We start from the raw sequence: 24,314 nt of genomic DNA on the forward strand, positions 1-24,314 counted from the left end.
TGGCATTAGAGTCCAATTTGTTCCCTCCTTGATCCTGATCTCTGTTTATTTTGTACTGAAAATACTTCAAACCCCTAGATGGTCCTATGGTCTTACCATTTTGTTAGTTCTCTCGCTTTATGCTGATAGAATGGCCTGTTTTTTTGCTCCGGTATTTGCTTTAGCCACTGCGATTCTTCTATTCTATATAAGAGTCTATATAAGAAACTTGAAGCTTAGAGCGATCCTATGGAATGGAATATTGTGGATGGAAGGGTCTGCGATCCAGATAAGGTTAACATACCCTATATTTATATGCTCTTTTATGAGAAAATCAATCCAAATGATTTCTTAGCAACGGTGAAATACACTAATTCGGGAGTTGTTTTTCAGAAGGGATATGCTTTTGGCTGGACTAAGATGAATATAGGACGAGGTGAGGTTGGGACGATGATCAAGAGTACACGTGCGGCCGTAATGACTGTATTGATGCTGTTATTGTTTGTGCTTCCTGTAACAAGCATTTATGCAGAGGGGAATCTATTGCAGAACCCTTACTTTGAGGAGGGGGAGATGATGCGCCTTCTAACTGGACTAAGGATATGTGGATTTCAGGAGATAATTCAGGCCTACTTTCAATCCAATCGGAGGAAGTTCATTCCGGCAGCAAGGCGGCAGTCATTGAGAATATCGAGCCCAATCATTCGAAATGGGTGCAGACGATTGAGGCTACGCCGAATAGTTATTATAAAATCTCTGGATGGATCAAAGTAGTAAGTACAGCAGGGGAGGGAATGGGCGCCAACATTCTTGCCGTTGGAGTAGGCGGGGGTATCCCAGCGTAACTGATACGGCAGGTGAATGGCAGTATCTTGAATATATCGGCCAGACAGGACCGGAGCAGAAGTCATTTGGCATAGGTGCAAGTCTGGGCGGCTACTCTAGCTTGATTCAAGGTAAGGCTTATTTTGATGATTTTGCTGTAGAAAAATTAGACGCGGCTCCTGAAGGGGCTAACGTCATTTCGCTGGATAGTTCAGCGGTTAGTCCAGATGCCGGCGACAAAAAGGCAGACACTCCACATAAAGTATCTCCAACTAAGATGTTGCTGATCTCAGCGCTGTTTAGCGTGTTTTTTGCAGTGCTTTATACTAAGGCATTCCGTAGTGAGAAGCTTATGAAGCAGCCTGAGAATATTTATTCCAAATGGCTGAGCATTGCCATCGGAATTGCTTTTATCCTGAGAGTGTGGATTGGTCTTACCGCGCAAGGATATCAGAATGATATGAATACCTTTATTTCTTGGGGACAGCGTATGGTGGATTTAGGCTACAGGCAAATTTTATGAAGAAGGTTATTTTGCCGATTATCCTCCTTACTATTTGTACATATTGTACGTGCTTAGCGCCATTCGTGGCGTTTTAGGATTCACTCAGGGCTCAGGTGGAGAGAATTTGCTCTTCAAGCTCCCTGCGATCCTTTCTGATTTGGTACTCGGCTACTTCATTTATCAAATGTCACGCAAAAAACTCGGCACAGGAATAGCTTTCGGCTTAATGTTGTTGTTTCTGTTTAATCCAGCGGTACTTATTAATTCAGCGGCTTGGGGACAAGCAGATTCATTCTTTTTGATCTTCCTGCTGCTCAGTATCCATGGCGCTGCGAACAAAAAGTTTGTCCGCTCCGCAATTTTGTTTGCCTTAGCGACGCTAATTAAACCGCAAGCGTTGATATTCACGCCGGTATTGTTGTTTGCTTTTTATCATCACCGCGCTTGGAAGCAGCTTGGATTCGGAGCTTTGTATGGATTAGGGATCTTCGGATTGCTTGCGGCACCGTTTTTCTGGAATAACGGAGGTCTGGTAGGGATTATTGATCTTTACAAGAGTACGTTATCTTCCTATCCGTATTCTTCAGTGAATGCATTTAATCTGTATGCACTGACTGATCCGATGTGGTCATCCCTTGATCTAACCTGGCTTGGCATTCCATACCGTGTATGGGGCTTCATATTTATTTTAGTGGCTGTAGCTGTTGCGGCATTTTATTCCTTTAAAAAGGATCGCTTGGATCTGACCAAATCCTATTTTATCGGGATGGTGCTTATAGTAGTGGTCTTTGTGCTTGGCACCAAAATGCATGAACGTTATATGTTCCCTGCTCTTATTCTTTGTTTGTTTACTTATATAGAAAGTCGGGACCGCCGCTTTTTATCGCTATTTCTCGGATTCAGCTTAACGCAATACATCAATGTGGCGTACACCTTATCCCACCTGAATGCAGATGTTAGCCCGGGTGCAGACGGAATCGTATTAGTGACTGCTATAGCTAATCTAGCATTGCTGCTTTATATGCTGAATATCGGATACGATGTGTATGTCCGCAAGGGAATAAAACCTCTTCCAGCGCCAATTACACCGGAAGAACAGTATGAAGAAGATTTGAGAGTTGTCGGGCAAATTAAACCGCATCAGAAGGGAGGGCGATTTAACGATGAAGTTTAAGCGTATAGATTGGATATGCATAATAGCTATCACGGCCGTTTACGCAGCGCTTGCTTTATATAATCTTGGCTCTACTAAATCTCCAGAGACCTTATGGGAGCCTGCTGCCAGTGGTGAAAGCTTCTATGTAGATTTGGGGCAGAGTAAACCATTGGAACGGGTCAATATCTTTGGTGGCGTGGGAACGGGTAAGTTCAAGCTGGAATTCAGCGACAATCCTGAGGTCTGGAGCAGTCCGATGGATGTCAGTGAGGATGTCGGGAATGTCTTCATCTGGAAAAGCCAACCCCTGAACGTTACAGCGAGATATGTGAAGTTAACAGTTACCTCTCCAGGTTTCACTTTGAACGAAATGGCCTTTTATGAGCAGGGGGTAGAAAGAATCCCCCTTCTTATTGCCGGTGTGACACCAGATGCTAACGCAGTACCTAAAAGAGGAGCAGCGGCCAATCTCTTTGACGAGCAGGCGCTCATTCCGGAATATTCTAACTTTATGAATAGTACTTATTTTGACGAGATCTATCATGCGCGAACAGCTTATGAATATACGCACGGGATTGTGCCTTACGAGAATACGCATCCACCGCTTGGCAAGCTGTTAATTGCCATAGGTATGGAGCTGTTCGGGGTCAATCCATTCGGCTGGCGTATTATCGGAACCTTTTTCGGAGTTGCCATGTTACCTCTTATATATGTAATGGCGCTGCGTTTGTTTAAGAAAAGCAAATACGCCGCCCTCGCGGCGGGATTGTTTGCGCTGGATTTCATGCATTTCACACAGACAAGAATCTCCACGATTGACGTATACGGAGTGTTCTTCATTATGTTGATGTTCTATTTTATGCAGCGGTATTACACAATGAATTTCTACAAGCAGCCTTTAAGAAAAACATTAATTCCGTTATTCTGGTCTGGCTTATTCTTCGGAATCGGCGTAGCTTCGAAATGGATTGTGCTCTATGGAGGAGCAGGGCTGGCCATTATGCTGGCTATCTCCCTTTTTGAACGCTACAGAGAATACCAAGCCTCCGGACGCCTGCTGGCAGAGGGGAAGATTAAAGACAAGGAATTGCTGGGCACCTGTCGTGAAGCAGTAGATTCTTTTTGGAAAAAGACTATTATTACGTTGGCTAGTTGTATCGGGTTCTTTGTAATTATTCCAGTAATTATTTATAGCTTATCTTTTGTACCGGGGTTATCTGCATCAGCAGAGGGCTTCACTATAAAAGGTTTGATTGATTCCCAAAAGAATATGTACAACTACCACAGCCAGCTTGTAGCTACACATCCTTTTGCTTCCTCATGGTGGCAATGGCCGTTTATGAAGAGACCGGTCTGGTTCTTTAGCGGTGGTGAAGGTTTGCCGGAAGGTCAGGTCAGCAGTATAGTGACTATGGGGAATCCTCTTATCTGGTGGACGGGTATTTTTGCAATGTTGGCAACACTGTGGATTACGCTGAAACGTAAAGATAAGAATCTCTACATGATCTGGATTGCCTTCTTCTCGCAATATGTTCCGTGGATGCTTGTCCCAAGAGAAACATTTATTTACCATTATTTTGCTATGGTGCCATTTATGATTCTTGGTATTGTATATATAATGAAGTTGCTGGATACTAAATTCCCTGAGGCCCGTTACGTACAGTATGTCTATGTAGCTGTTGCTTTGCTGCTCTTTATCGCTTTCTACCCGGTACTGTCAGGGATGCAGGTCAGTGGAGATTACGTGAAAGATATGCTGCGTTGGTTCCCTACTTGGGTTTTCTAGGATTTAATAAAAATCTATAAAATAAGTTTATGCATGCAGCGTTATTATGAAGTGTAGATGGATGTAACGCTCCAAAAAGCTTGTAGGAGGAATAAAGGTGAAAGCCAGATATAGTGTGATTGTACCCATGTTCAATGAGGAGCAAGTAATTAGCCATACTTATGAACGTTTGAAAAAAGTAATGGACGAGTGCGGCGATACTTATGAGCTGGTCTTCGTCAATGACGGCAGTCGTGATCGTTCCGCCCAGATGATTCGGGAGATCTGTGAACGAGACGAGCATGTCAAGCTGATTGACTTCTCGCGTAATTTCGGACATCAGGTAGCGATTACAGCTGGCATGGACTATGCCGAAGGTCAAGCGGTTGTTGTTATTGACGCTGATCTTCAGGATCCTCCGGAGGTCATTTTGCAAATGATCGAGAAGTGGAAAGAGGGCTACGACGTTGTATATGCGAAACGCCTGAAGCGCCACGGAGAAACGATGTTCAAAAAGGTCACCGCGAAGCTTTTTTACCGCCTGCTCAGCAGTATGACAAGTGTGGATATTCCTACGGATACAGGCGATTTCCGTCTTATTGACCGTAAGGTATGTGATGTCCTGCGGGGACTTAAAGAAAAGAACCGCTATGTCAGAGGTTTGGTGAGCTGGGTTGGCTTCAAGCAGACTATGGTGGAATATGAACGGGAAGAACGTTTTGCCGGAGAAACCAAATATCCGCTGAAGAAAATGATTCGTTTTGCGTTAGATGGCATCACCTCTTTTTCACATAAGCCGCTTAAGATTGCTACGTATATTGGATTCTTCCTTTCATTCTCTAGCTTTCTCTATTTATTTTTCGTCTTGTTTCAAAAGATATTTTTTACCTCCTGGACGGTTCCGGGCTGGGCTTCCATTGTAGGCGTTAATCTGCTCTTTAACGGTATCGTTCTGATGCTGTTGGGTGTGATTGGGGAGTATATCGGACGGATTTATGACGAGTCTAAAGATAGACCGCTATATATTGTTAGTGAGACTAAAGGCTACCAGAACGAAGAACAACTGGACCGCCGGAAGGACCACAATGATGTCAGATAAGAACTTGCGCGCTGCATTCATACAGTTCCTCAAATTTAATGCCGTAGGTTTGCTCAATACGCTTATTGATTTTGTGATTTTTACATTGTTGAATTCACTAGGGATGGTATACGCATTGGCGCAGGTGATCTCCTATAGTGCAGGCACGGCGAATAGCTTTATTTTGAATAAAAAAGTAACCTTTCGTGATCGCAACCGGGGGAATAAAGAAGGCTTCGACCGCGTGCAGCTGGTCAAGTTTATCGTGCTGAATCTGGTAGTGCTCGGAATATCACTGCTGCTAATGCATCTGTTGACAGACAAACTAGGTATTCAAGTCTTGATCTCCAAGGTGCTGGTTACCTTTATCACGGTGATCATCAATTTCTTTGGAAGTCGTAAATGGGTATTTTAAACATTAATTTCAGGCAGAAGGAGTTGCTATGCTTAAAGGCAAGTAGCTGTTTCTGCTTGATTTGTATATAACCATAGAAACAATATACGGAGGTGAATAACATTGCGTAAATTCTCCTATTTACTCATACTGGCTGGGATACTTATCATGTTATATCCGACAGCTAACGAATGGTACAACGACAGGCAGCAGGAGAAGTTATTAGAAACGGCTGAACTAAGCACTGCCGATAGTACTCCCCAGCCAGATCTGAAGAGCAGGTATGCTGAAGTTACTCAGCTGTTAGCAGAGGAATCGGTTCTGGATGCCCGGCACAGCCCCAACCCCAAGAGACAGAAAAGCCTGAACCGGAGATTGAAGTCGGTGGCAAAGTAATCGCACTAATTGAAATCGATAAGATTGATTTGAAGCTGCCTGTATTAGAAGGGGCTACAAAAGCTAATATGAAACATGCTGCAGCCCATATGAAAGAAACGGCACCCCTTGGAGAGATCGGGAATGCTGCAATCGCGGCGCATCGGGCTAGAACTACGGGGCGTTTGTTTAACAGATTGAATGAGGTTGTTGTGGGGGATGTTATCACGGTAAAGACTAGTGATCAGGTGTTTAACTATGAGGTATACGATATTTCTGTTGTAGATCCGAGTGATGTCTCCGTTCTTGACGGGAATGACAAGGATAAGATTCTTACTCTGATTACATGTGATCCGCTAGTGAATCCAACGCATCGGCTGATTGTTCATGCCAAATTAACAAAAGGAGAATAGTGAATGACAAGAAAACACAAATACCGGGAGATATTTATAAAATAATGGGTAATCTAGTAAATTAGGTCTTGTTCACAACTATAAATATGATAGTATTATACTATGAAAGCTAAACACGATAACGGCAAACCTTCCGAAAGGTAGGGACGCAAAGCTAAAGGGCCTTTTCCCGAAAGGATGGCAGCCAGCTACCGAATGAAGAGGCTTTTTTTGTTTGTTTCAAATGGATTCTATCAATTATATCTAGTAAAGCTAGAACAGATAGAGCTTATACGATAACGGCAAACCTATCGAAAGGTAGGGACGCAAAGCTAAAGGGCCTTCCCGAAAGGATGGCAGCCAGCTACCGAAAGGAGTTTTATCCGTGAAAAAGGTTTATTTTATGCTGGTGGCGTTATTCGTCCTAATGACTTCAGTTCCGGTAAGTACAGCTCAAGCTGCAAGTGCAGATGCCAGCTGGTTGATTACATCCAAAGTGGCTCAAGGTGTTATTGGTATTAACTATGATATTCCGAAAGATAAAAGAATCAAACTCATGATCACCAAAGATAACAGCAGCTATACATATAACTTGTATGCTTCTGGACAAGCTGAGGACTTCCCTTTGCAACAAGGAAATGGGACTTATAAGGTTTCTGTTCTGGAGAACACAACCGGCAATAAATACAAAGCATTATATTCCGAAGTAGTAGACGTAACCATGAGTGACTCGAATTCCGTATATTTGGGCTCCGTACAGAATGTGAAATGGAGTTCTTCTGATAAAGCGATTGTCAAAGCTAAACAATTAGTACAAGGCAAAACAACAGACGAAGAGAAAGTTAAAGCGATCTATAACTATGTAGTTGCGAATGTACAATATGATTACTCTCTTGCTAATAGTGTAACTACTGATTATATTCCAAGCATCGATAAGACATTGACTACTAAAAAAGGGATTTGCTATGATTACGCTTCTCTTTTTGCCGCAATGCTGCGGAGTGTAGATGTTCCTGCTAAGTTGGTAATGGGGAATACAAGCTACGTTACGCAATATCATGCATGGAACGAAGTGTTGCTTAATGGGAAGTGGGTTACCATTGATACTACAGTGGATGCAGGACTTGCAAAGAGTGATAAGAAAACCGATTTAATTAAAGCCTCAAGCAAATATACTGCGGCAAAATACTATTAAGTTCGTCGCTAGAAACATAACTCTATTAAATAAACAACTGGCTTAATTATTAAGCTAGTTGTTTATTTTTATATTAGGGGTTGCTTTTCTATTAATAGTTGGGGTATTATAGGTAAGCGTTGTTAGACAGCGTACAGGCGATATAGACGAGGCTGATAAAAAGCTTCGAAAAATAAAGCTTGCATTTCTGAAAACAACATGATATATTATAAGAGTTGCTGCTGAGACATTAAACGGCGCCAACGAGAACTTGATCTTTGAAAACTGAACAACGAGTGAGTAGGAAATCACGTAAGTGAAATCCAAAATTAGAGAATTAATTTTCTCGTCAGATGTTTCAAAATGAGCATATCGCTCTTTTCAATACTAATTGGAGAGTTTGATCCTGGCTCAGGACGAACGCTGGCGGCGTGCCTAATACATGCAAGTCGAGCGGAGTCACTTTGAAAGCTTGCTTTCAAAGTGACTTAGCGGCGGACGGGTGAGTAACACGTAGGCAACCTGCCCTTCAGACTGGGATAACTACCGGAAACGGTAGCTAATACCGGATAATTTCTTTTTTCTCCTGAGAGAAGAATGAAAGACGGAGCAATCTGTCACTGAGGGATGGGCCTGCGGCGCATTAGCTAGTTGGTGGGGTAACGGCCCACCAAGGCGACGATGCGTAGCCGACCTGAGAGGGTGAACGGCCACACTGGGACTGAGACACGGCCCAGACTCCTACGGGAGGCAGCAGTAGGGAATCTTCCGCAATGGGCGAAAGCCTGACGGAGCAACGCCGCGTGAGTGATGAAGGTTTTCGGATCGTAAAGCTCTGTTGCCAGGAAGAACGTCCGGTAGAGTAACTGCTACCGGAGTGACGGTACCTGAGAAGAAAGCCCCGGCTAACTACGTGCCAGCAGCCGCGGTAATACGTAGGGGGCAAGCGTTGTCCGGAATTATTGGGCGTAAAGCGCGCGCAGGCGGCTATTTAAGTCTGGTGTTTAAACCTTGGGCTCAACCTGAGGTCGCACTGGAAACTGGGTGGCTTGAGTACAGAAGAGGAAAGTGGAATTCCACGTGTAGCGGTGAAATGCGTAGATATGTGGAGGAACACCAGTGGCGAAGGCGACTTTCTGGGCTGTAACTGACGCTGAGGCGCGAAAGCGTGGGGAGCAAACAGGATTAGATACCCTGGTAGTCCACGCCGTAAACGATGAGTGCTAGGTGTTAGGGGTTTCGATACCCTTGGTGCCGAAGTTAACACAGTAAGCACTCCGCCTTGGGAGTACGGTCGCAAGACTGAAACTCAAAGGAATTGACGGGGACCCGCACAAGCAGTGGAGTATGTGGTTTAATTCGAAGCAACGCGAAGAACCTTACCAGGCCTTGACATCCCTCTGAATCCACTAGAGATAGTGGCGGCCTTCGGGACAGAGGAGACAGGTGGTGCATGGTTGTCGTCAGCTCGTGTCGTGAGATGTTGGGTTAAGTCCCGCAACGAGCGCAACCCTTAACTTTAGTTGCCAGCAGGTAATGCTGGGCACTCTAGAGTGACTGCCGGTGACAAACCGGAGGAAGGTGGGGATGACGTCAAATCATCATGCCCCTTATGACCTGGGCTACACACGTACTACAATGGCCGGTACAACGGGAAGCGAAGCCGCGAGGTGGAGCCAATCCCATCAAAGCCGGTCTCAGTTCGGATTGCAGGCTGCAACTCGCCTGCATGAAGTCGGAATTGCTAGTAATCGCGGATCAGCATGCCGCGGTGAATACGTTCCCGGGTCTTGTACACACCGCCCGTCACACCACGAGAGTTTACAACACCCGAAGTCGGTGGGGTAACCCGCAAGGGAGCCAGCCGCCGAAGGTGGGGTAGATGATTGGGGTGAAGTCGTAACAAGGTAGCCGTATCGGAAGGTGCGGCTGGATCACCTCCTTTCTATGGAGAATCGTTCTCTGCAATGAGAACATTCAAATCGGAAGCTCAGCTTCCAAAACTCAGGTTTAGGCCTGTTACTCACTCGTTGCTCAGTTTTGAGAGTTTAAGCTCTCAGTAAGACTTGATCCTTGAAAACTGGATACCGAAACGAATTTGCGTTTTAGAACATCTTTTAGCAACTTGTGCAAACAAGTAAATGTTATTAGTGAGATAATTCCAAAGAGAATGTCATCGTATGATATTTTCCTGCGGAAAAATCAAGGTTAAGCTAATAAGAGCACACGGAGGATGCCTAGGCGCCAGGAGCCGACGAAGGACGTGGCGAACAACGAAACTGCCTCGGGGAGCTGTAAGCAAGCTTTGATCCGGGGGTGTCCGAATGGGGAAACCCAGCTGTGGTAATTCGCAGTTACTCATACCTGAATACATAGGGTGTGTAGAGGCAGACCAGGGGAACTGAAACATCTAAGTACCCTGAGGAAGAGAAAACAATAGTGATTCCGTCAGTAGCGGCGAGCGAACGCGGAACAGCCTAAACCTAAGAGCTTGCTCTTAGGGGTTGTGGGACGTCTCACATGGAGTTACAAAGGAATATGGTAGGTGAAGAGGTCTGGAAAGGCCCGCGATAGAGGTAAAAGCCCTGTAGCCTAAACTGTATTCTCTCCGAGACGGATCCCGAGTAGTGCGGGGCACGTGAAACCCCGTATGAATCCAGCAGGACCATCTGCTAAGGCTAAATACTACCTTATGGCGACCGATAGTGAAACAGTACCGTGAGGGAAAGGTGAAAAGCACCCCGGAAGGGGAGTGAAATAGAACCTGAAACCGTGTGCTTACAAAAAGTCAGAGCCTTATTAATGGGTGATGGCGTGCCTTTTGTAGAATGAACCGGCGAGTTACGTTTAACATGCAAGGTTAAGCCGAGAAGGTGGAGCCGCAGCGAAAGCGAGTCTGAATAGGGCGACTTAGTATGTGGACGTAGACCCGAAACCGTGTGATCTACCCCTGTCCAGGGTGAAGGTGCGGTAACACGCACTGGAGGCCCGAACCCACGTACGTTGAAAAGTGCGGGGATGAGGTGGGGGTAGCGGAGAAATTCCAATCGAACTCGGAGATAGCTGGTTCTCCCCGAAATAGCTTTAGGGCTAGCCTCGGTATAAGAGTAGTGGAGGTAGAGCACTGATTGGGTGCGGGGTCCGCAAGGATTACCAAGCTCAGTCAAACTCCGAATGCCATATACTTATTGCCGGGAGTCAGACAGTGAGTGCTAAGATCCATTGTCAAAAGGGAAACAGCCCAGACCATCAGCTAAGGTCCCCAAGTGTGTGTTAAGTGGGAAAGGATGTGGAGTTGCACAGACAATAAGGATGTTGGCTTAGAAGCAGCCACCATTGAAAGAGTGCGTAATAGCTCACTGGTCGAGTGACTCTGCGCCGAAAATGTAACGGGGCTAAACACACCACCGAAGCTATGGCTAGATGCTTTGCATCTGGGGTAGGGGAGCGTTGTGTAGGGGTTGAAGGTGTACTGAAAAGAGCGCTGGACACTACACAAGTGAGAATGCCGGTATGAGTAACGAAAAGATCAGTGAGAATCTGATCCGCCGAAAGCCCAAGGTTTCCTGAGGAAGGCTCGTCCGCTCAGGGTAAGTCGGGACCTAAGGCGAGGCCGAAAGGCGTAGTCGAAGGACAACAGTTTGAAATTACTGTACCACCGTAATCCGCTATGAGCGATGGGGTGACGCAGGAGGGTAGTGACGCGGACTGATGGATGTCCGTCTAAGCAGTGAGGCTGATGTGTAGGCAAATCCGCACATCGTTAAGGCTGGGCTGTGATGGGGAGCGAAAATTATAGTAGCGAAGGTCATGATCTCACACTGCCAAGAAAAGCCTCTAGCCAAGGAGAAAGGTGCCCGTACCGCAAACCGACACAGGTAGGCGAGAAGAGAATTCTAAGGCGCGCGGAAGAACTCTCGTTAAGGAACTCGGCAAAATGACCCCGTAACTTCGGGAGAAGGGGTGCCCCGGTAGTGTGAATAGCACGAGGGGGCCGCAGTGAAAAGGCCCAAGCGACTGTTTAGCAAAAACACAGGTCTGTGCGAAGCCGTAAGGCGAAGTATACGGGCTGACGCCTGCCCGGTGCTGGAAGGTTAAGGGGAGTGGTTAGGGGTAACCCGAAGCTATGAACCGAAGCCCCAGTAAACGGCGGCCGTAACTATAACGGTCCTAAGGTAGCGAAATTCCTTGTCAGGTAAATTCTGACCCGCACGAATGGCGTAACGACTTGGGCGCTGTCTCAACGAGAGATCCGGTGAAATTTTAATACCTGTGAAGATGCAGGTTACCCGCGACAAGACGGAAAGACCCCATGGAGCTTTACTGCAGCTTGATATTGAATTTGGGTACGATCTGTACAGGATAGGTGGGAGCCGTAGAAATCGGAGCGCAAGCTTCGGTGGAGGCGCCGTTGGGATACCACCCTGATCGTATCTAGGTTCTAACCTAGTGCCCTAATCGGGTACGGGGACCGTGTCAGGCGGGCAGTTTGACTGGGGCGGTCGCCTCCTAAAGAGTAACGGAGGCGTTCCAAGGTTCCCTCAGAATGGTTGGAAATCATTCGCAGAGTGCAAAGGCATAAGGGAGCTTGACTGCGAGACCTACAAGTCGAGCAGGGACGAAAGTCGGACTTAGTGATCCGGTGGTACCGCATGGAAGGGCCATCGCTCAACGGATAAAAGCTACCCTGGGATAACAGGCTTATCTCCCCCAAGAGTCCACATCGACGGGGAGGTTTGGCACCTCGATGTCGGCTCATCGCATCCTGTGGGCTGAAGTAGGTCCCAAGGGTTGGGCTGTTCGCCCATTAAAGCGGTACGCGAGCTGGGTTCAGAACGTCGTGAGACAGTTCGGTCCCTATCTGTCGTGGGCGCAGGAAATTTGAGAGGAGCTGTCCTTAGTACGAGAGGACCGGGATGGACGTACCGCTGGTGCACCAGTTGTTCCGCCAGGAGCATGGCTGGGTAGCTACGTACGGACGGGATAAGCGCTGAAAGCATCTAAGCGTGAAGCCCCCTCAAGATGAGATTTCCCAATTAGTAAGACCCCTTGAAGACGACGAGGTAGATAGGTTGGAGGTGGAAGTGCAGCAATGCATGGAGCTGACCAATACTAATCGGTCGAGGGCTTATCCTATACGTAGAATGCAGATTTGTTTCGGATTCAGTTTTCAGGCATCAAGCCTGTAACACGCTTAGAAATTCATTCTCACTTCTGGTGATGAACCGAATTTCACGCGGCAGCGTCTGTTTCACAGATGCATGTTTGGTGGCGATAGCGGAGGGGTTCCACGCGTACCCATCCCGAACACGACCGTTAAGCCCTCCAGCGCCGATGGTACTTGGACCGAAGGGTCCTGGGAGAGTAGGACGTTGCCAAGCACACGAAGCCATTGTTGATTTATCAACAATGGCTTTTTTGTTCCCTTTATCGCTTAATTTAAATAATGTGGATAAGTTATGGGGAATTAACGAAATTATAAAAGTTACTAACATGTGGATGAAATAATAAAATATATTCAAAAATGAAAGTAGTCCCCAATTTATGTGGATAGAGCAGTGGTATATGTGGATACTTCAAGTAAATGCAAGGATATTTTGCATGGCAGGAGGATAAACAATGGACAACAGTAGCAATCTTGTGTGGATAGAAGATTTTTCTGTACATGCGAGCGACACGGATTATCGTTCGCAGGGTAAGTTATCCTTTATTCTGGATATCATGCAATGTGCGGCAGACTTCGCAGTGGGTAATTTGGGGATAAGTGTGGAAGAAATTCTGAATGCAGGAATGGGCTGGATGATGATTACGTTAGATCTTGATTTTAAGCGTATTCCCCGCCCGAATGATGTGCTTAGCGTACATACCTGGAGTAAAGGAACTAAAGGGGCACTGTGGCAACGGGATTATCGTATTTTCGATGCAGATCATATAGAAATCGCCACAGCACGATCCATATGGGCTTTAGTAGATATTGAGAAGAGAAAGATACTTAGACCGAATGCCCTTCCAGTTCAGGTTAAGCACTATAATGGCGATTCAGTAGGCGATATGCCTGTTAAGGTAACAATCCCTTCTGATATTACTATGGAAGAAGCTTATCGGTATCAGGTAAGATATAGTGGGCTGGACAGCAACGGACATTTGAATAATGCCCGATACGGGGATTTATGTTGTGATGCGCTCACTTTAGCGGAATGGGATAATGCAGAGTTTACACGCTTCCGGATTACTTATCTACAAGAAGCTAAGTTTGGGGATGAACTGACTATTTTACGTTCAGCTGTAACGGATGATGGTATATATGTACGCGGTCAGAATAGTGATACTGTATATTTTGAAGCATGTATAGCGTTAAAAAGTGTCCAATAGTACGAATAAGTAAGTGATTTATAAATATGGAATATTATTATAAAAGCGATTTCTCCGAACATCAATCGGGGCAGTCGCTTTTTTTATTGAAAACGGATGATGTTTCTAACATATTTGGAAAATTTTTTTGAGCCTGTCACAATTAAAGGGATCACATTCGTTATATAGTTGTAGTCAATAACAAGGAGGTGATTCTTTGGAACGTCGCAGCCCCGGGGTCCAAGTGAATCAAACAATAATTGAAGAGGCTATCGATCAGGTTCTTGCGGGTAACCGCGAAGCCTATAGAACTATAATACAAGCCTATGAAAGAAAGATTTATACGTATTGCTATTATATTTTGAGAAGTCATGAAGAAGCAGAGGATGCTGTGCAAGATATATTTGTAAAAGTGTATCAGGAACTCAGACGTTATGAGAAACGAGTTTCTTTTAGTGCATGGCTGTATAAAGTGGCCTATCATCATTGTCTGGATCAGGTTCGCAAACGCAAGCGAAGAAACCGTCTGTTGTCGCTATATAAAGAGCAGCAGCCCAAACCCTATTATAATCCTAACGATGAGGAGCCATTGCAGAAGTTATTTATGGATGACCTGACAGCCGAAGAGAGCAATCTCCTGATTCTTAAGGTGGTTGAGCAGTACAGCTTTGAAGAAATGGGTCAGATTATGGATTGTAATTCAGCTACTTTACGCAAGAAATTTGAACGTCTACGCAAAAAATTAGTCCGGCAAAGAATGAATGAAGGAGGCAGCCCTCATGGAGAAATGGCAAGATCCAACTGAAAGTCAGAAGATGGAGCACATTCGTCAAACATTCCAAAATCATGAAATGCCGGTAGACAGTTTCAGCGATTCAATTATGAAGCGGATAGGAGACGAGGGAATGGAAAAACGAGCATCAAGAAAGAATGGAAATAAGTTTCTGAAAAAATCATTGGTGGCTGCCTCGGCAGCAGCAGTGTTGGGTGCGGGGATAATCGGTAGCGGATTTGTATCCCCGGTCATGGCTGAAACATTGAAGCAGATTCCTGTTGTAGGAAGTATTTTTAAGGGGATTGACGATAAAGGTCTAAATGCTGCTGAGGAAAAAGGATTATCTACTGCCCCTAACCAAAGCGTTACCCATGATGGAGTGACCTTAAAGGTTACCGATGCCTATTATGACGGCTCGCGGTTGGCTTTTGCGATTGAACGGGAAGGCATTGATAATGATAAGATGATGGCTGAGATGATTATTGAACCGATTGAGTTCGATCCATCGCTAACAGAACAACATGCGAAAGTGACAATGAACCAGTCCGAAAAAGGGTTGTTGGGTTCAGCAGAAGTGAAATTGCCGAATGGGAAAAAACTGGAGAGCCAAATGTCATCTTTTGGTGATGTTGAGGGAAAAAAGAATGCTATTTTATACGATTACAGAAATCTAAATAATATAGAGGCTTTGGGGGATGAATTTGAATTAAGCATCAGTGTGCCGGTTACACAAATTGCAGAGCCTTTTGTAATCAAGGTGCCGGTGAAAAAAGTAACGGAAGGAATTATCAAGCTTGATCTGAACCAAACAAAAGAGGCAGAAGAATTCAGTTATACGATTACCAAGCTGGAATTAACTCCAGCCACAAGCAGATTACAGCTCAGCGAAGAAGGTAAAGCGCCAACTGTGAAAGAAAAGGATGGATACACAACCTCTGAAATGTTCTATGAAATTGTTGATGAACTAGGTAATGCGTTCTCATCGGGTGGGTCATTTAACTTGCCAGCTATAGTCTATCCTTTGGTAGACAAAGATTTCATACCGTTCGCGCAAACACCAAAGACAATTACAGTTAAGCCGTTTACTTACTCCATTGATGAAAATCATAAAGCATTAAGGGATGAAGAAGGAAAACAAGTTAAACATTATTATCCGGAGCTTGAACAAACGATTCAGGTGGAGCAAAAGTAACTATTAATCCCATAAGCAAAAAAGCCCGTGTCTGCATAGCAGATACGGGCTTTTTGTTAAAAAATGAGAATTTATAAGCTGAAAAACTATAATATCTTTATATTTCTAAGAGTAACGGTTGTCATCTATAAAAGACGACAACGTAGTCTCTTCTTGTAAAAATTCTAATGGAATGTAGATTTCACTCACCGAGTTTTCGTTATCTGGTCCAAGGTACAATTCACCATAATATTCCAATTCAAATGGAATGGACATCCTGTATTCTGTTTTCGGCAGCCAGATTCCGTAGATATATTTATAGGTAGAAGGGATATCACAAGAGCGGCCTTTATGGATGAATTTCAGATAACGTATGGGTGGTAAGATCTGAAGGGGGAAAGTCTGATTGTGGTCTGCTTTTATAGGACTAAGCTCGCAGGCACACATGATCGAAAACCCATTACTCTCATAGTCATCTGGCCAGAAGCCAAGCTGATAATATTTTTCAGGCTGTATTCTATCCGATATAGTGGCTACCTTATTGAAAAGCAAAGGCCAAGTATCAGAAATGACGGAGAAGTCTAGGTCTACTTTAACTACGGGTCCTTGAAGTATAATTTCTCCGAAATCAACGAGCTGAAGGGAGAGATCACTATCAGAAAGGACTTGAAGTAGATCCTGTTCATATAGTCTAGGGAGCAAAGGGAGTTTCGTTTCAGTAAGTCTTTTTCGAACAAGAGAGGGAGTCGTGTGCAGCATTCTTTTGAAGGCACGCGTAAAGGTCTCATAGTTACTAAAGTTATAGTCTAAGGAGATGTCTTGGAGTGAACGTTCTGGCATTCGATGAATGTCTAAGGCTGCTTCAGTGATTTTGCGTCTGGCTATATAGTCGCCGGGTGCTATCCCAGTGACTGCTTGAAATAGACGGGTGAAATGATAAAGGGAGTATCCCATTTCTTTGGAGAGGACAGCTACAGGAAGAAACGTGGTTAAGCGATCCTCAATGAGATCTAAGGCTTGAATGATTAGTTGGCGATTGTTCAAGAGATGTCCTCCCATAACAGTTAATAGAAATGGTGTCTAGCACGATTACTTCAATGATTTGCTGTCCAGTCGCCCCAAGCAGCAGCCCAATCGGGAACAGTCACTTCCATTACGCGATCTGCACTAGGAAAATAGGCTTTGATGTCGAGAACCGGTGTGCCCGGATAGGCATCAAGCCCGGCCACCTCTACTATTCCAGAGTCTACATCGACAGACAGGATTGCTGCTACACTTAGCCCAATCGGATTAGGGCGAATAGGGGAACGGGAAGCGAATACTCCAGTTAAGGTCGCATCATAAGGAGGCTGAATCTGTGTAGTCTGCCGGAAATGATCCTCTGCAAACTCATGCAGCCACCAAAGTACTTGGCAATGACTAAACTGAGATAAACCTTTAAGCGCTGGTCTGAATTCCGGGTTGATTTCAAGCCGCAAATTATGTGCTGTACCTCTAACCGATCCTATAGATAATATATTATAGCTTTCTTGTTCATTCATTGACTATGACTCCTTTCGGGTATCAGATATGATCTAGTGTATAACAGAGGCATACGGTAAAGCCTGACGATATTTGCTAACATTCATTTAATGCTATAATGAAATTTGATGTGGAAAGGGGAGCATTATGAAGACACTAGTATTGGCGGAGAAGCCGTCTGTTGCACGCGAGATTGCACGGGTCATGGGATGCAATAATAAACAGAAGAGTTATATTGAAGGTCCAAAATATGTGGTTACCTGGGCGCTGGGTCATTTGGTCGGCCTGGCAGAGCCAGAGGATTATAATAAAAAGTTTGCAACTTGGGCCTTGGAGGATCTGCCGATTTTGCCGGAGAAGACCAAGCTGAAGGTGCTGCGGGAGACCAACCAGCAATATAAAGCTGTCCAGCACCTAATGAAGCGTCAGGACATTGAGGAGCTTATTGTTGCTACAGATGCTGCCCGTGAAGGGGAGCTGCTGGCTCGTTGGATTATGAATATGGCAGGGTGGAAAAAGCCATTCCGGCGGTTATGGATATCCTCGCAGACTGATAAGGCAATTAAAGAGGGATTTGCAAAACTCCGTCCGGGCCGGGAATTTGATCGGTTGTATGAATCTGCACGTTGCCGCGCAGAGGCGGATTGGATGATTGGACTGAATGTCACAAGAGCTTTGACCTGTAAGTTCGGTTCGCCGCTCTCAGCAGGACGGGTACAAACGCCGACATTAGGGATGATCATGGATCGTGAACAGGAGATTACGGGTTTCCGTTCCGTCGATTTTGAGACGCTGACTGCTGATTTTGGGGATTTCCAAGCGGCATGGCGGGCCAGTAACGGTGATGGTCGAATATTCGAAAAGGATAAGACAGCCAGCTTAAAGGATAAGCTTACAGGACGCAGCGGCCGTATTATTAAGGTACAGAAGAGTGAGAAAAGTGAACCTCATCCACTGGCTTATGATCTGACTGAACTGCAGCGTGATGCGAACCGGAAGTTCGGCTTCTCCGCGAAGCAGACCTCCAGTGTGCTGCAGCGGTTATATGAGCAGCATAAACTTGTCACATACCCGCGTACGGACAGTCGTTACTTAACTTCAGATATGACGGGCACACTCAAGGAAAGACTGGATAGTGTTGCGGTCGGTCCATATGCAGCGTTAGCACGTCCATTGCTGCGCAAGCAGCTGCCGATTACGAAGCGAATCGTGGATGACAGTAAAGTCAGTGATCACCACGCTATTATTCCTACAGAACAGACCGTATTGTTAAATGGTCTGAGTACTGAAGAACGTAAGTTGTATGATCTGATTGTGCGGCGTTTTATAAGCTTGTTCTATCCGCCAGCTCGTTATGATGCGGTAGCTGTAACCGTCAATGTGGAAGGCGAAAGCTTCCATGTCAAAGGGACGACAGTAAAAGATGCCGGCTGGCGCGAAGTATACGGCGGGGATATGAGTAGTGATGACGAGGAGGAATCTGCGGACGAGCCGGCAGCGGGCAGTGTAAAGCTGCCTGAGCTGCGCGAAGGGGCTACTGTCACGATTGGCCGCTGTATGGTGCGTGCTGGCCGAACACAGGCACCGAAGCGTTATAATGAAGCTTCGCTGTTGACGCAAATGGAGAAGCACGGCCTCGGAACCCCGGCTACACGCGCGGATATTATTGAGAAGCTGGTAAGCTCCGATACGATTGAGCGGCAAGGTAATCTCCTGCATCCGACAGGAAAAGGTAAGCAGTTAATCGAGCTGGTATCCACTCAGCTACGAACCCCGGATCTAACCGCACGTTGGGAAGCTGAGCTGGAGAAAATAGCGCGTGGTCAAGGCAAACCGGAGCTCTTTTTACAAGGTATCCGCAGTATGGCACAGGAATTGGTAACAGGTGTGAAAACTAGCGGAGCAGAATATAAGCCGCATAATGTCTCTAACAGTCATTGTCCGGAATGCGGTACAAGACTGCTCGAGAAGAAGGGCAAACGAGGGAAGCTGCTGGTGTGTCCTGCAGATAATTGTGGTTACACCCGTGCAGGTGAGAAAAGACTATCGAATCGCCGCTGCCCACAGTGCCATAAGAAAATGGAGCTTAAAGAGGGTAAAGCAGGCATGTTCGTACAATGTCTAGGCTGTGGAATCACAGAGACCTTAGATAAGGATCACAAGCATGTTAATAAACGTGAACAGCAAAAGCTGGTGCAGCAATACAGCAAGCAGGAAAGCATTGGTTCTAACCTTGGGGAACTGCTGAAAGCAGCGCTTGAAGGACAAAAGAAGGATAAGTAGTAGGAATCATCGGATGGTTAGCTTCAATTAAAACGAATGATTAGAATAATGAAGGCTGCTGAGTGTGCTCAGCAGTCTTTTTTCTATCCTAGTAAGTTTATGTGGTCTACGGATAGGCTTTGAATTAGAATGGTAAGCAAATGAGTGGAGCAGGTGATTAGGTGGCAGCTGAGCAGCAGGCGAATCCGTTGAAAGCGGCAGATCGCCCACAGGGGCAAGGAAGCAGCAGGTTTTTCTTTTTGGTTATTGTATTTATGTTTTGGTTCTCTTCTTATATTTATGTGCCGGTGCTTTCACCATATGTTGAGCATTTGGGAGCATCGTATTTTATGGTGGGCATGGTGCTTGGGATATATGGGTTAATGCAGATCCTATTCCGTATACCCATTGGCATCGGTTCAGATTATTTAAATAGGCGGCGGCCGTTTATCTATCTGGGATTGATTGCGAGTGGAGTCAGCTGTTTTCTTTTTATGTGGGGAGCACAGCCGGGTTGGGCGTTGGCAGCACGTGCGGTATCCGGGATAGCAGCATCGGCATGGGTTGTGTACTCTGTGATGTTCGCAGGTTATTTTCCAAAAGAGGAAGCTGGAAAAGCGATGGGCATGCTGCAATTCACTACAGTAATCGCCCAATTGACCAGCATGATGATCAGCGGCTATATGGTAGAGCATTGGGGCTGGAATGCCCCCTTCCTGATTGGTGGAATTGTAGCTATTGCGGCACTAATACTTGCGCTTCGGTTACCGGAACAAAAGCAGGAAAAACGGCAAAATGCCATACAGATCAAGGAACTGGCTGGTGTCGTAAAGGAACCTCTGCTGGTAAGAGTATCACTGTTGTCTGTGCTGGCGCACTGTGTGCTATTTATAACGATGTTCGGATATACTCCGAACCAGGCGCTGAATATCGGAGCAAGCAAAGAAAGCTTGGGCTGGCTAACACTCGCTTTTATGATTCCGCATGCCATCGCAACGCTCTACGGCTCACGTCTGTTTGGAGGGCTGCTGGGTGATAGAGGGAAGCTTATGCTAGGCTTTGCGGGAAGCGCACTGTTTACGCTGCTCATTCCTTCTATGCCGACGTTAGCGGCGCTTTGTCTGACTCAGGTGGGGAATGGTTTTATGCAGGGACTTATTTTTCCGCTGCTGTTGAGTAAATCCGTATCAGAAATAGATCCTTTTAAACGGGCTACAGCTATGGGCTTCTATCAGGCCGTTTATGCGATAGGGATGTCAGCAGGGCCATTCGTAGCAGGTTGGATGAGCTCTGTATATGGCTTGACCGGAGGATTCTGGTTAGGTGGAATTGCGGCGGTGTTGGCTACAATTTTATCCTGGGTATGGATGAAGGATACGAAGCAGAAGCAGCTAAAAGAAACTTAACAGACTTGGCAGAGCGTGTAAGGATGATTGGTTTTTTGTGCAAAAGGGGAATATAATAGAGATAGGAAGCAAGGAGGAGGAGCCCGGGAGAATGGTCAAGGTTGTAATGTTGTGGTTTGTGGTAATTAATATTATCGGGTATGTAGTGATGTCCGAGGACAAGAACAAAGCCCGCAAAAGGCGGGAACGTGTACCTGAGAAAACACTTTTTCTGCTGGCAGCCATGGGCGGTGCACTAGGTGTGCTGATTGCCATGTACCGTAAGCGCCACAAGACGCGTCATACATCCTTCAGGATCGGAATTCCGCTTCTGCTGCTGCTGAATATTTTTTTGTACAGCTATTTTTTAAGATAATAGTCTTTAGGATTACAAACTAGAAAAAGAGGTGGCGTACATGTTATTCTCTAAAATTTTGCTAGCCTATGACGGTTCAAAGGCTTCTAATCAAGCATTGGAGCGCGCAATTGAACTCGCTAAAGTCACACCAGGTTCTATATTGCATGTCGTACACGCATTTGAATTCCCAAGATTTTTTATCGGAGAAGCTCTTGCACCACTACCAGCTTCAGTAAATAAAGAATATTATGATTTGGCAGTGCAGACAACCGAGGAAGTGAAGGGACGCCTTGAGGCTGAAGGCCTGAATGCTGAGGTTGAGCTTTTACAAGGATCTCCTGCGGAAGTGATTTTGAAATATGCTAAGGAAAATGCTATAGACATCATAGTTATCGGCAGCCGCGGGCTTGGCGGTATACGTGAATTTGTTCTGGGCAGTGTCAGCCATAATGTAGTACAAAGCGCTCGTATTCCAGTGCTGGTTGTAAAATAATATAGAGTTCAAAGGGACGCTGATAGCGTTCCTTTTTTTCAATTTAAGGCTGTACAGGTCTTAATCTGGAGCTTAAACACCATAGAGCGCTAGAGGTAGGAGCGTACGGAAAGAAGTACTTCTTCACAAAATATAAGGTTGTTGAGAATTTAAATTCGCCCAAAAGCGAACATTTATTATGGTGATTTTACCAATGTTCGTGTTTGAGTTGACATCATGTGTAGGGGATTGTTAAACTGATGTCATGAAGAGCTCGTATAAAACCGGGAATATGGCCCGGAAGTTTCTACCCGGGAACCGTAAATTACCGGACTACGAGGAAATAGGATGCTAGAATGCGATAATGCAGTCCAGATAATGGAGTGAAGCATTGTGCAGCTTTGCGCGCTTAATGCCAGTTTGGTGAGAGGCAAGCGGGAGTGTTTTTTCCTAATTCCTTTACTAGTCCGATCCTCCCGCAGCAAAATGCGTCTGGACATCGGGCTTTTTTAATATAAGGAATAAGTTACACGTAATACATCAACCTTATATTATTAAGGAAAACGATAGTCATCCCTGAAGGACGAGAATGTAGTCTCTGCTTGTTCGGATTTACAAGATAAAGATATCTCATACTAGTGATTGGAAGGTAGGTCGAATCATGTCTGTGCAGGTAGCTGTCATCATGGGTAGTAAGTCGGATTGGGATACGATGGAGCACGCTTGTGGGGTGCTGGAAGAGCTGGGTTTGTCTTATGAGAAGAAGGTAGTATCCGCGCACCGTACACCGGACTTGATGTTCCGCTATGCGGAGGAAGCCGCTGGCCGCGGTATTCGTGTGATTATTGCAGGAGCAGGCGGCGCCGCACATTTACCGGGTATGGTGGCTGCAAAGACGATCCTGCCAGTGATTGGTGTGCCCGTGCAGTCGAAAGCACTTAATGGGCTGGATTCGCTGCTCTCCATCGTGCAGATGCCTGGAGGCATACCGGTAGCAACAGTAGCTATTGGTAAAGCAGGCGCTGTAAATGCAGGCCTGCTGGCCGCACAGATCATCGGAGCGTTCGACCCTGAAGTGCAGCAGCGTGTGCAGCTGCGTCGGGATGCGATCCGCGATGAAGTATTGGAAAGCAGCGACAGCTTATGAGGCCGGAGGAGCTGAAGCTGCAGGAGGCTGGCGGCGCAGCTTCGCCAGCTGCACAAGCGTCCGGTGCGGACACCGTCCGGACGCTGCTGCCCGGCTCGACCGTCGGCGTGCTCGGCGGCGGGCAGCTCGGGCGCATGATGGCGCTGGCCGGCAGCGCCATGGGGTACCGCTTCGTGGCGCTGGATCCTGCGCCGGATGCGCCTAGCGGTCAAGTTACGCCGCAGATTACGGCGGCGTATAACGACCGGGACGCGGCGCGGGAGCTGGCCCGCCGCTCGGACGTCATCACGTACGAGTTCGAGAACGTCGACGCGGGCGTAGCAGCGCTGCTGGCGGAAGAATCGTACGTGCCGCAGGGCAGCGCGCTGCTGTATACCACGCAGCATCGGCTGCGCGAAAAATCCGCCATCGAGGCGGCGGGCGTTCCGGTCGCCCCGTACCGGAAGGTGGACAGCCTTGCGGAGCTAAAAGAGGCGGCGGCTGAACTTGGACTACCTTGTGTGCTCAAGACAGCCACAGGCGGTTATGACGGCAAGGGTCAAGCTGTGATTCGTCAGGAAGAAGAGCTGGAAGAAGCTTTTCGGCAGGTTGCACCCGGTGAGGTGATTCCGGAGCTAGTGCTTGAGAAGTTTGTAGCTTTTCAATGCGAAATATCCGTTGTTGCTGCACGTAGTGCATCTGGGGAGGTCAAAAGCTTCCCGCCTTCTGAGAACATTCATGTAAATAATATTTTGCATCTGTCCATTGTGCCTGCAAGAGTGTCAGCGGACATTCAGCGCAGAGCTTGCGAGCTGGCTGAGACTTTAATCGCAGGCCTGAATGCGGTTGGACTGCTTGCCGTGGAAATGTTCGTCACAGCGGACGGTGAATTGTTCGTCAATGAGCTGGCACCAAGACCGCATAATTCCGGCCATTACACCATGGATGCTTGCGTGACCTCACAGTTCGAGCAGCATGTCCGGGCGATTTGTAATCTGCCGCTGGGCGATACAACGCTTTTGACACCTGTAGTTATGGTAAATGTATTAGGTCAGCATTTGGATGGTGCGATTAAAGCGACCTGTACACATGAGGAAAAAGATAATAAGCTGGGTATTGTACCTAAGCTTCATATATATGGCAAGACTGAGAGTAAGACTGGTCGTAAGATGGGTCATATCAATCTGCTGTGCAAGGATACCGGAGACGGCCTATCCTGGGTGGAGCAATCTAAACTTTGGAGGAACTAA

20 protein-coding genes, 3 rRNA genes and 3 riboswitches are annotated in these 24,314 nt (G+C 46.2%); of the genes, 21 read left to right on the forward strand and 2 right to left on the reverse strand.

All coding sequences use genetic code 11. The features are described 5' to 3' along the window. Nucleotides 1-228 precede the first annotated feature (228 nt). The 15 genes from MHI32_RS03530 (at nucleotide 229) to MHI32_RS03600 (ending at nucleotide 15,961) form a co-directional block, all read left to right on the forward strand. Nucleotides 229-753: a hypothetical protein gene (locus tag MHI32_RS03530; RefSeq protein WP_340011887.1), complete on the forward strand. Its 525-nt coding sequence runs from the start codon at nucleotides 229-231 to the stop codon at nucleotides 751-753. Beyond that, a complete protein-coding gene (locus MHI32_RS03535; RefSeq protein ID WP_340011888.1) occupies nucleotides 740-1,327 on the forward strand; it encodes a hypothetical protein in 588 nt (195 codons plus the stop codon). Before MHI32_RS03530 ends, MHI32_RS03535 begins: the two co-directional genes overlap by 14 nt. A 49-nt stretch (nucleotides 1,328-1,376) precedes the next feature. Next, nucleotides 1,377-2,483 carry a glycosyltransferase 87 family protein gene (locus MHI32_RS03540; protein WP_340012699.1) on the forward strand — a complete coding sequence of 369 codons (1,107 nt, stop codon included), beginning with the start codon at nucleotides 1,377-1,379 and terminating at the stop codon, nucleotides 2,481-2,483. Then, entirely contained in the window at nucleotides 2,473-4,251 is a 1,779-nt protein-coding gene (locus tag MHI32_RS03545) for a phospholipid carrier-dependent glycosyltransferase (protein ID WP_340011889.1), read from the forward strand. The genes MHI32_RS03540 and MHI32_RS03545 overlap by 11 nt, the downstream gene beginning before the upstream one ends. A gap of 97 nt (nucleotides 4,252-4,348) precedes the next feature. Further along, nucleotides 4,349-5,329: a glycosyltransferase family 2 protein gene (locus MHI32_RS03550; RefSeq protein WP_038568643.1), complete on the forward strand. Its 981-nt coding sequence runs from the start codon at nucleotides 4,349-4,351 to the stop codon at nucleotides 5,327-5,329. Continuing rightward, complete coding sequence (locus MHI32_RS03555; protein WP_076130538.1) at nucleotides 5,316-5,723, forward strand: GtrA family protein; 408 nt, start codon at nucleotides 5,316-5,318, stop codon at nucleotides 5,721-5,723. The genes MHI32_RS03550 and MHI32_RS03555 overlap by 14 nt, the downstream gene beginning before the upstream one ends. A 102-nt stretch (nucleotides 5,724-5,825) precedes the next feature. Further along, nucleotides 5,826-6,098, forward strand: a complete 273-nt coding sequence (locus tag MHI32_RS03560) for a hypothetical protein (RefSeq protein WP_340011890.1) — start codon at nucleotides 5,826-5,828, stop codon at nucleotides 6,096-6,098. 29 nt (nucleotides 6,099-6,127) lie between these two features. Further along, the gene (locus MHI32_RS03565) at nucleotides 6,128-6,490 is read left to right on the forward strand and encodes a class D sortase (RefSeq protein ID WP_340011891.1); all 363 of its coding nucleotides are present in this window, start codon (nucleotides 6,128-6,130) and stop codon (nucleotides 6,488-6,490) included. A 113-nt stretch (nucleotides 6,491-6,603) separates the two neighbouring features. Then, nucleotides 6,604-6,686, forward strand: a riboswitch (cyclic di-GMP riboswitch). A 74-nt stretch (nucleotides 6,687-6,760) separates the two neighbouring features. Further along, nucleotides 6,761-6,841: riboswitch (cyclic di-GMP riboswitch) on the forward strand. Nucleotides 6,842-6,854: 13 nt separating this feature from the next. Further along, nucleotides 6,855-7,664, forward strand: a complete 810-nt coding sequence (locus MHI32_RS03570; RefSeq protein ID WP_038568647.1) for a transglutaminase-like domain-containing protein — start codon at nucleotides 6,855-6,857, stop codon at nucleotides 7,662-7,664. Nucleotides 7,665-8,031: 367 nt separating this feature from the next. Then, nucleotides 8,032-9,588, forward strand: a 16S ribosomal RNA gene (locus MHI32_RS03575). A 261-nt stretch (nucleotides 9,589-9,849) separates the two neighbouring features. Next, nucleotides 9,850-12,779, forward strand: a 23S ribosomal RNA gene (locus MHI32_RS03580). A 128-nt stretch (nucleotides 12,780-12,907) separates the two neighbouring features. Continuing rightward, nucleotides 12,908-13,024: ribosomal RNA gene (rrf, locus tag MHI32_RS03585) — 5S ribosomal RNA — on the forward strand. Together the 16S, 23S and 5S rRNA genes form the textbook arrangement of a ribosomal RNA operon. Nucleotides 13,025-13,262: 238 nt before the next feature. Then, nucleotides 13,263-14,015 carry an acyl-ACP thioesterase domain-containing protein gene (locus MHI32_RS03590; RefSeq protein ID WP_076219763.1) on the forward strand — a complete coding sequence of 251 codons (753 nt, stop codon included), beginning with the start codon at nucleotides 13,263-13,265 and terminating at the stop codon, nucleotides 14,013-14,015. Between the two features lie 196 nt (nucleotides 14,016-14,211). After that, complete coding sequence (locus MHI32_RS03595; RefSeq protein ID WP_340011892.1) at nucleotides 14,212-14,799, forward strand: RNA polymerase sigma factor; 588 nt, start codon at nucleotides 14,212-14,214, stop codon at nucleotides 14,797-14,799. After that, on the forward strand, nucleotides 14,774-15,961 hold the full coding sequence (locus MHI32_RS03600) for a DUF4179 domain-containing protein (RefSeq protein WP_076278145.1): 1,188 nt from the start codon (nucleotides 14,774-14,776) through the stop codon (nucleotides 15,959-15,961). The genes MHI32_RS03595 and MHI32_RS03600 overlap by 26 nt, the downstream gene beginning before the upstream one ends. A 105-nt stretch (nucleotides 15,962-16,066) precedes the next feature. Here MHI32_RS03600 and MHI32_RS03605 read toward each other — a convergent pair whose 3' ends face one another. Further along, nucleotides 16,067-16,984 (reverse strand): AraC family transcriptional regulator, encoded by a 918-nt coding sequence (locus tag MHI32_RS03605; protein WP_339189441.1) that lies wholly within the window; start codon nucleotides 16,982-16,984, stop codon nucleotides 16,067-16,069. 50 nt (nucleotides 16,985-17,034) lie between these two features. Beyond that, entirely contained in the window at nucleotides 17,035-17,481 is a 447-nt protein-coding gene (gene tsaA, locus MHI32_RS03610; protein ID WP_076128454.1) for a tRNA (N6-threonylcarbamoyladenosine(37)-N6)-methyltransferase TrmO, read from the reverse strand. Between the two features lie 127 nt (nucleotides 17,482-17,608). Here tsaA and MHI32_RS03615 point away from each other — a divergent pair, with 127 nt between their 5' ends. The 6 genes from MHI32_RS03615 (at nucleotide 17,609) to purK (ending at nucleotide 24,314) form a co-directional block, all read left to right on the forward strand. Continuing rightward, complete coding sequence (locus MHI32_RS03615) at nucleotides 17,609-19,744, forward strand: DNA topoisomerase III (RefSeq protein ID WP_076128456.1); 2,136 nt, start codon at nucleotides 17,609-17,611, stop codon at nucleotides 19,742-19,744. Between the two features lie 161 nt (nucleotides 19,745-19,905). After that, a complete protein-coding gene (locus tag MHI32_RS03620; protein ID WP_081393633.1) occupies nucleotides 19,906-21,129 on the forward strand; it encodes an MFS transporter in 1,224 nt (407 codons plus the stop codon). Between the two features lie 91 nt (nucleotides 21,130-21,220). Further along, the gene (locus tag MHI32_RS03625) at nucleotides 21,221-21,484 is read left to right on the forward strand and encodes a DUF1294 domain-containing protein (RefSeq protein ID WP_036680925.1); all 264 of its coding nucleotides are present in this window, start codon (nucleotides 21,221-21,223) and stop codon (nucleotides 21,482-21,484) included. Between the two features lie 40 nt (nucleotides 21,485-21,524). Then, on the forward strand, nucleotides 21,525-21,959 hold the full coding sequence (locus MHI32_RS03630) for a universal stress protein (protein WP_036680923.1): 435 nt from the start codon (nucleotides 21,525-21,527) through the stop codon (nucleotides 21,957-21,959). 233 nt (nucleotides 21,960-22,192) lie between these two features. Then, a riboswitch (purine riboswitch) is annotated at nucleotides 22,193-22,294 on the forward strand. A 305-nt stretch (nucleotides 22,295-22,599) separates the two neighbouring features. Next, on the forward strand, nucleotides 22,600-23,085 hold the full coding sequence (purE, locus tag MHI32_RS03635) for a 5-(carboxyamino)imidazole ribonucleotide mutase (RefSeq protein ID WP_036680920.1): 486 nt from the start codon (nucleotides 22,600-22,602) through the stop codon (nucleotides 23,083-23,085). Further along, nucleotides 23,082-24,314 carry a 5-(carboxyamino)imidazole ribonucleotide synthase gene (gene purK / locus MHI32_RS03640; RefSeq protein WP_076128458.1) on the forward strand — a complete coding sequence of 411 codons (1,233 nt, stop codon included), beginning with the start codon at nucleotides 23,082-23,084 and terminating at the stop codon, nucleotides 24,312-24,314. The genes purE and purK overlap by 4 nt, the downstream gene beginning before the upstream one ends.

It is taken from the genome of Paenibacillus sp. FSL H7-0690, from assembly GCF_037980415.1.
GTDB classification, from domain to species: domain Bacteria; phylum Bacillota; class Bacilli; order Paenibacillales; family Paenibacillaceae; genus Paenibacillus_AQ; species Paenibacillus_AQ odorifer.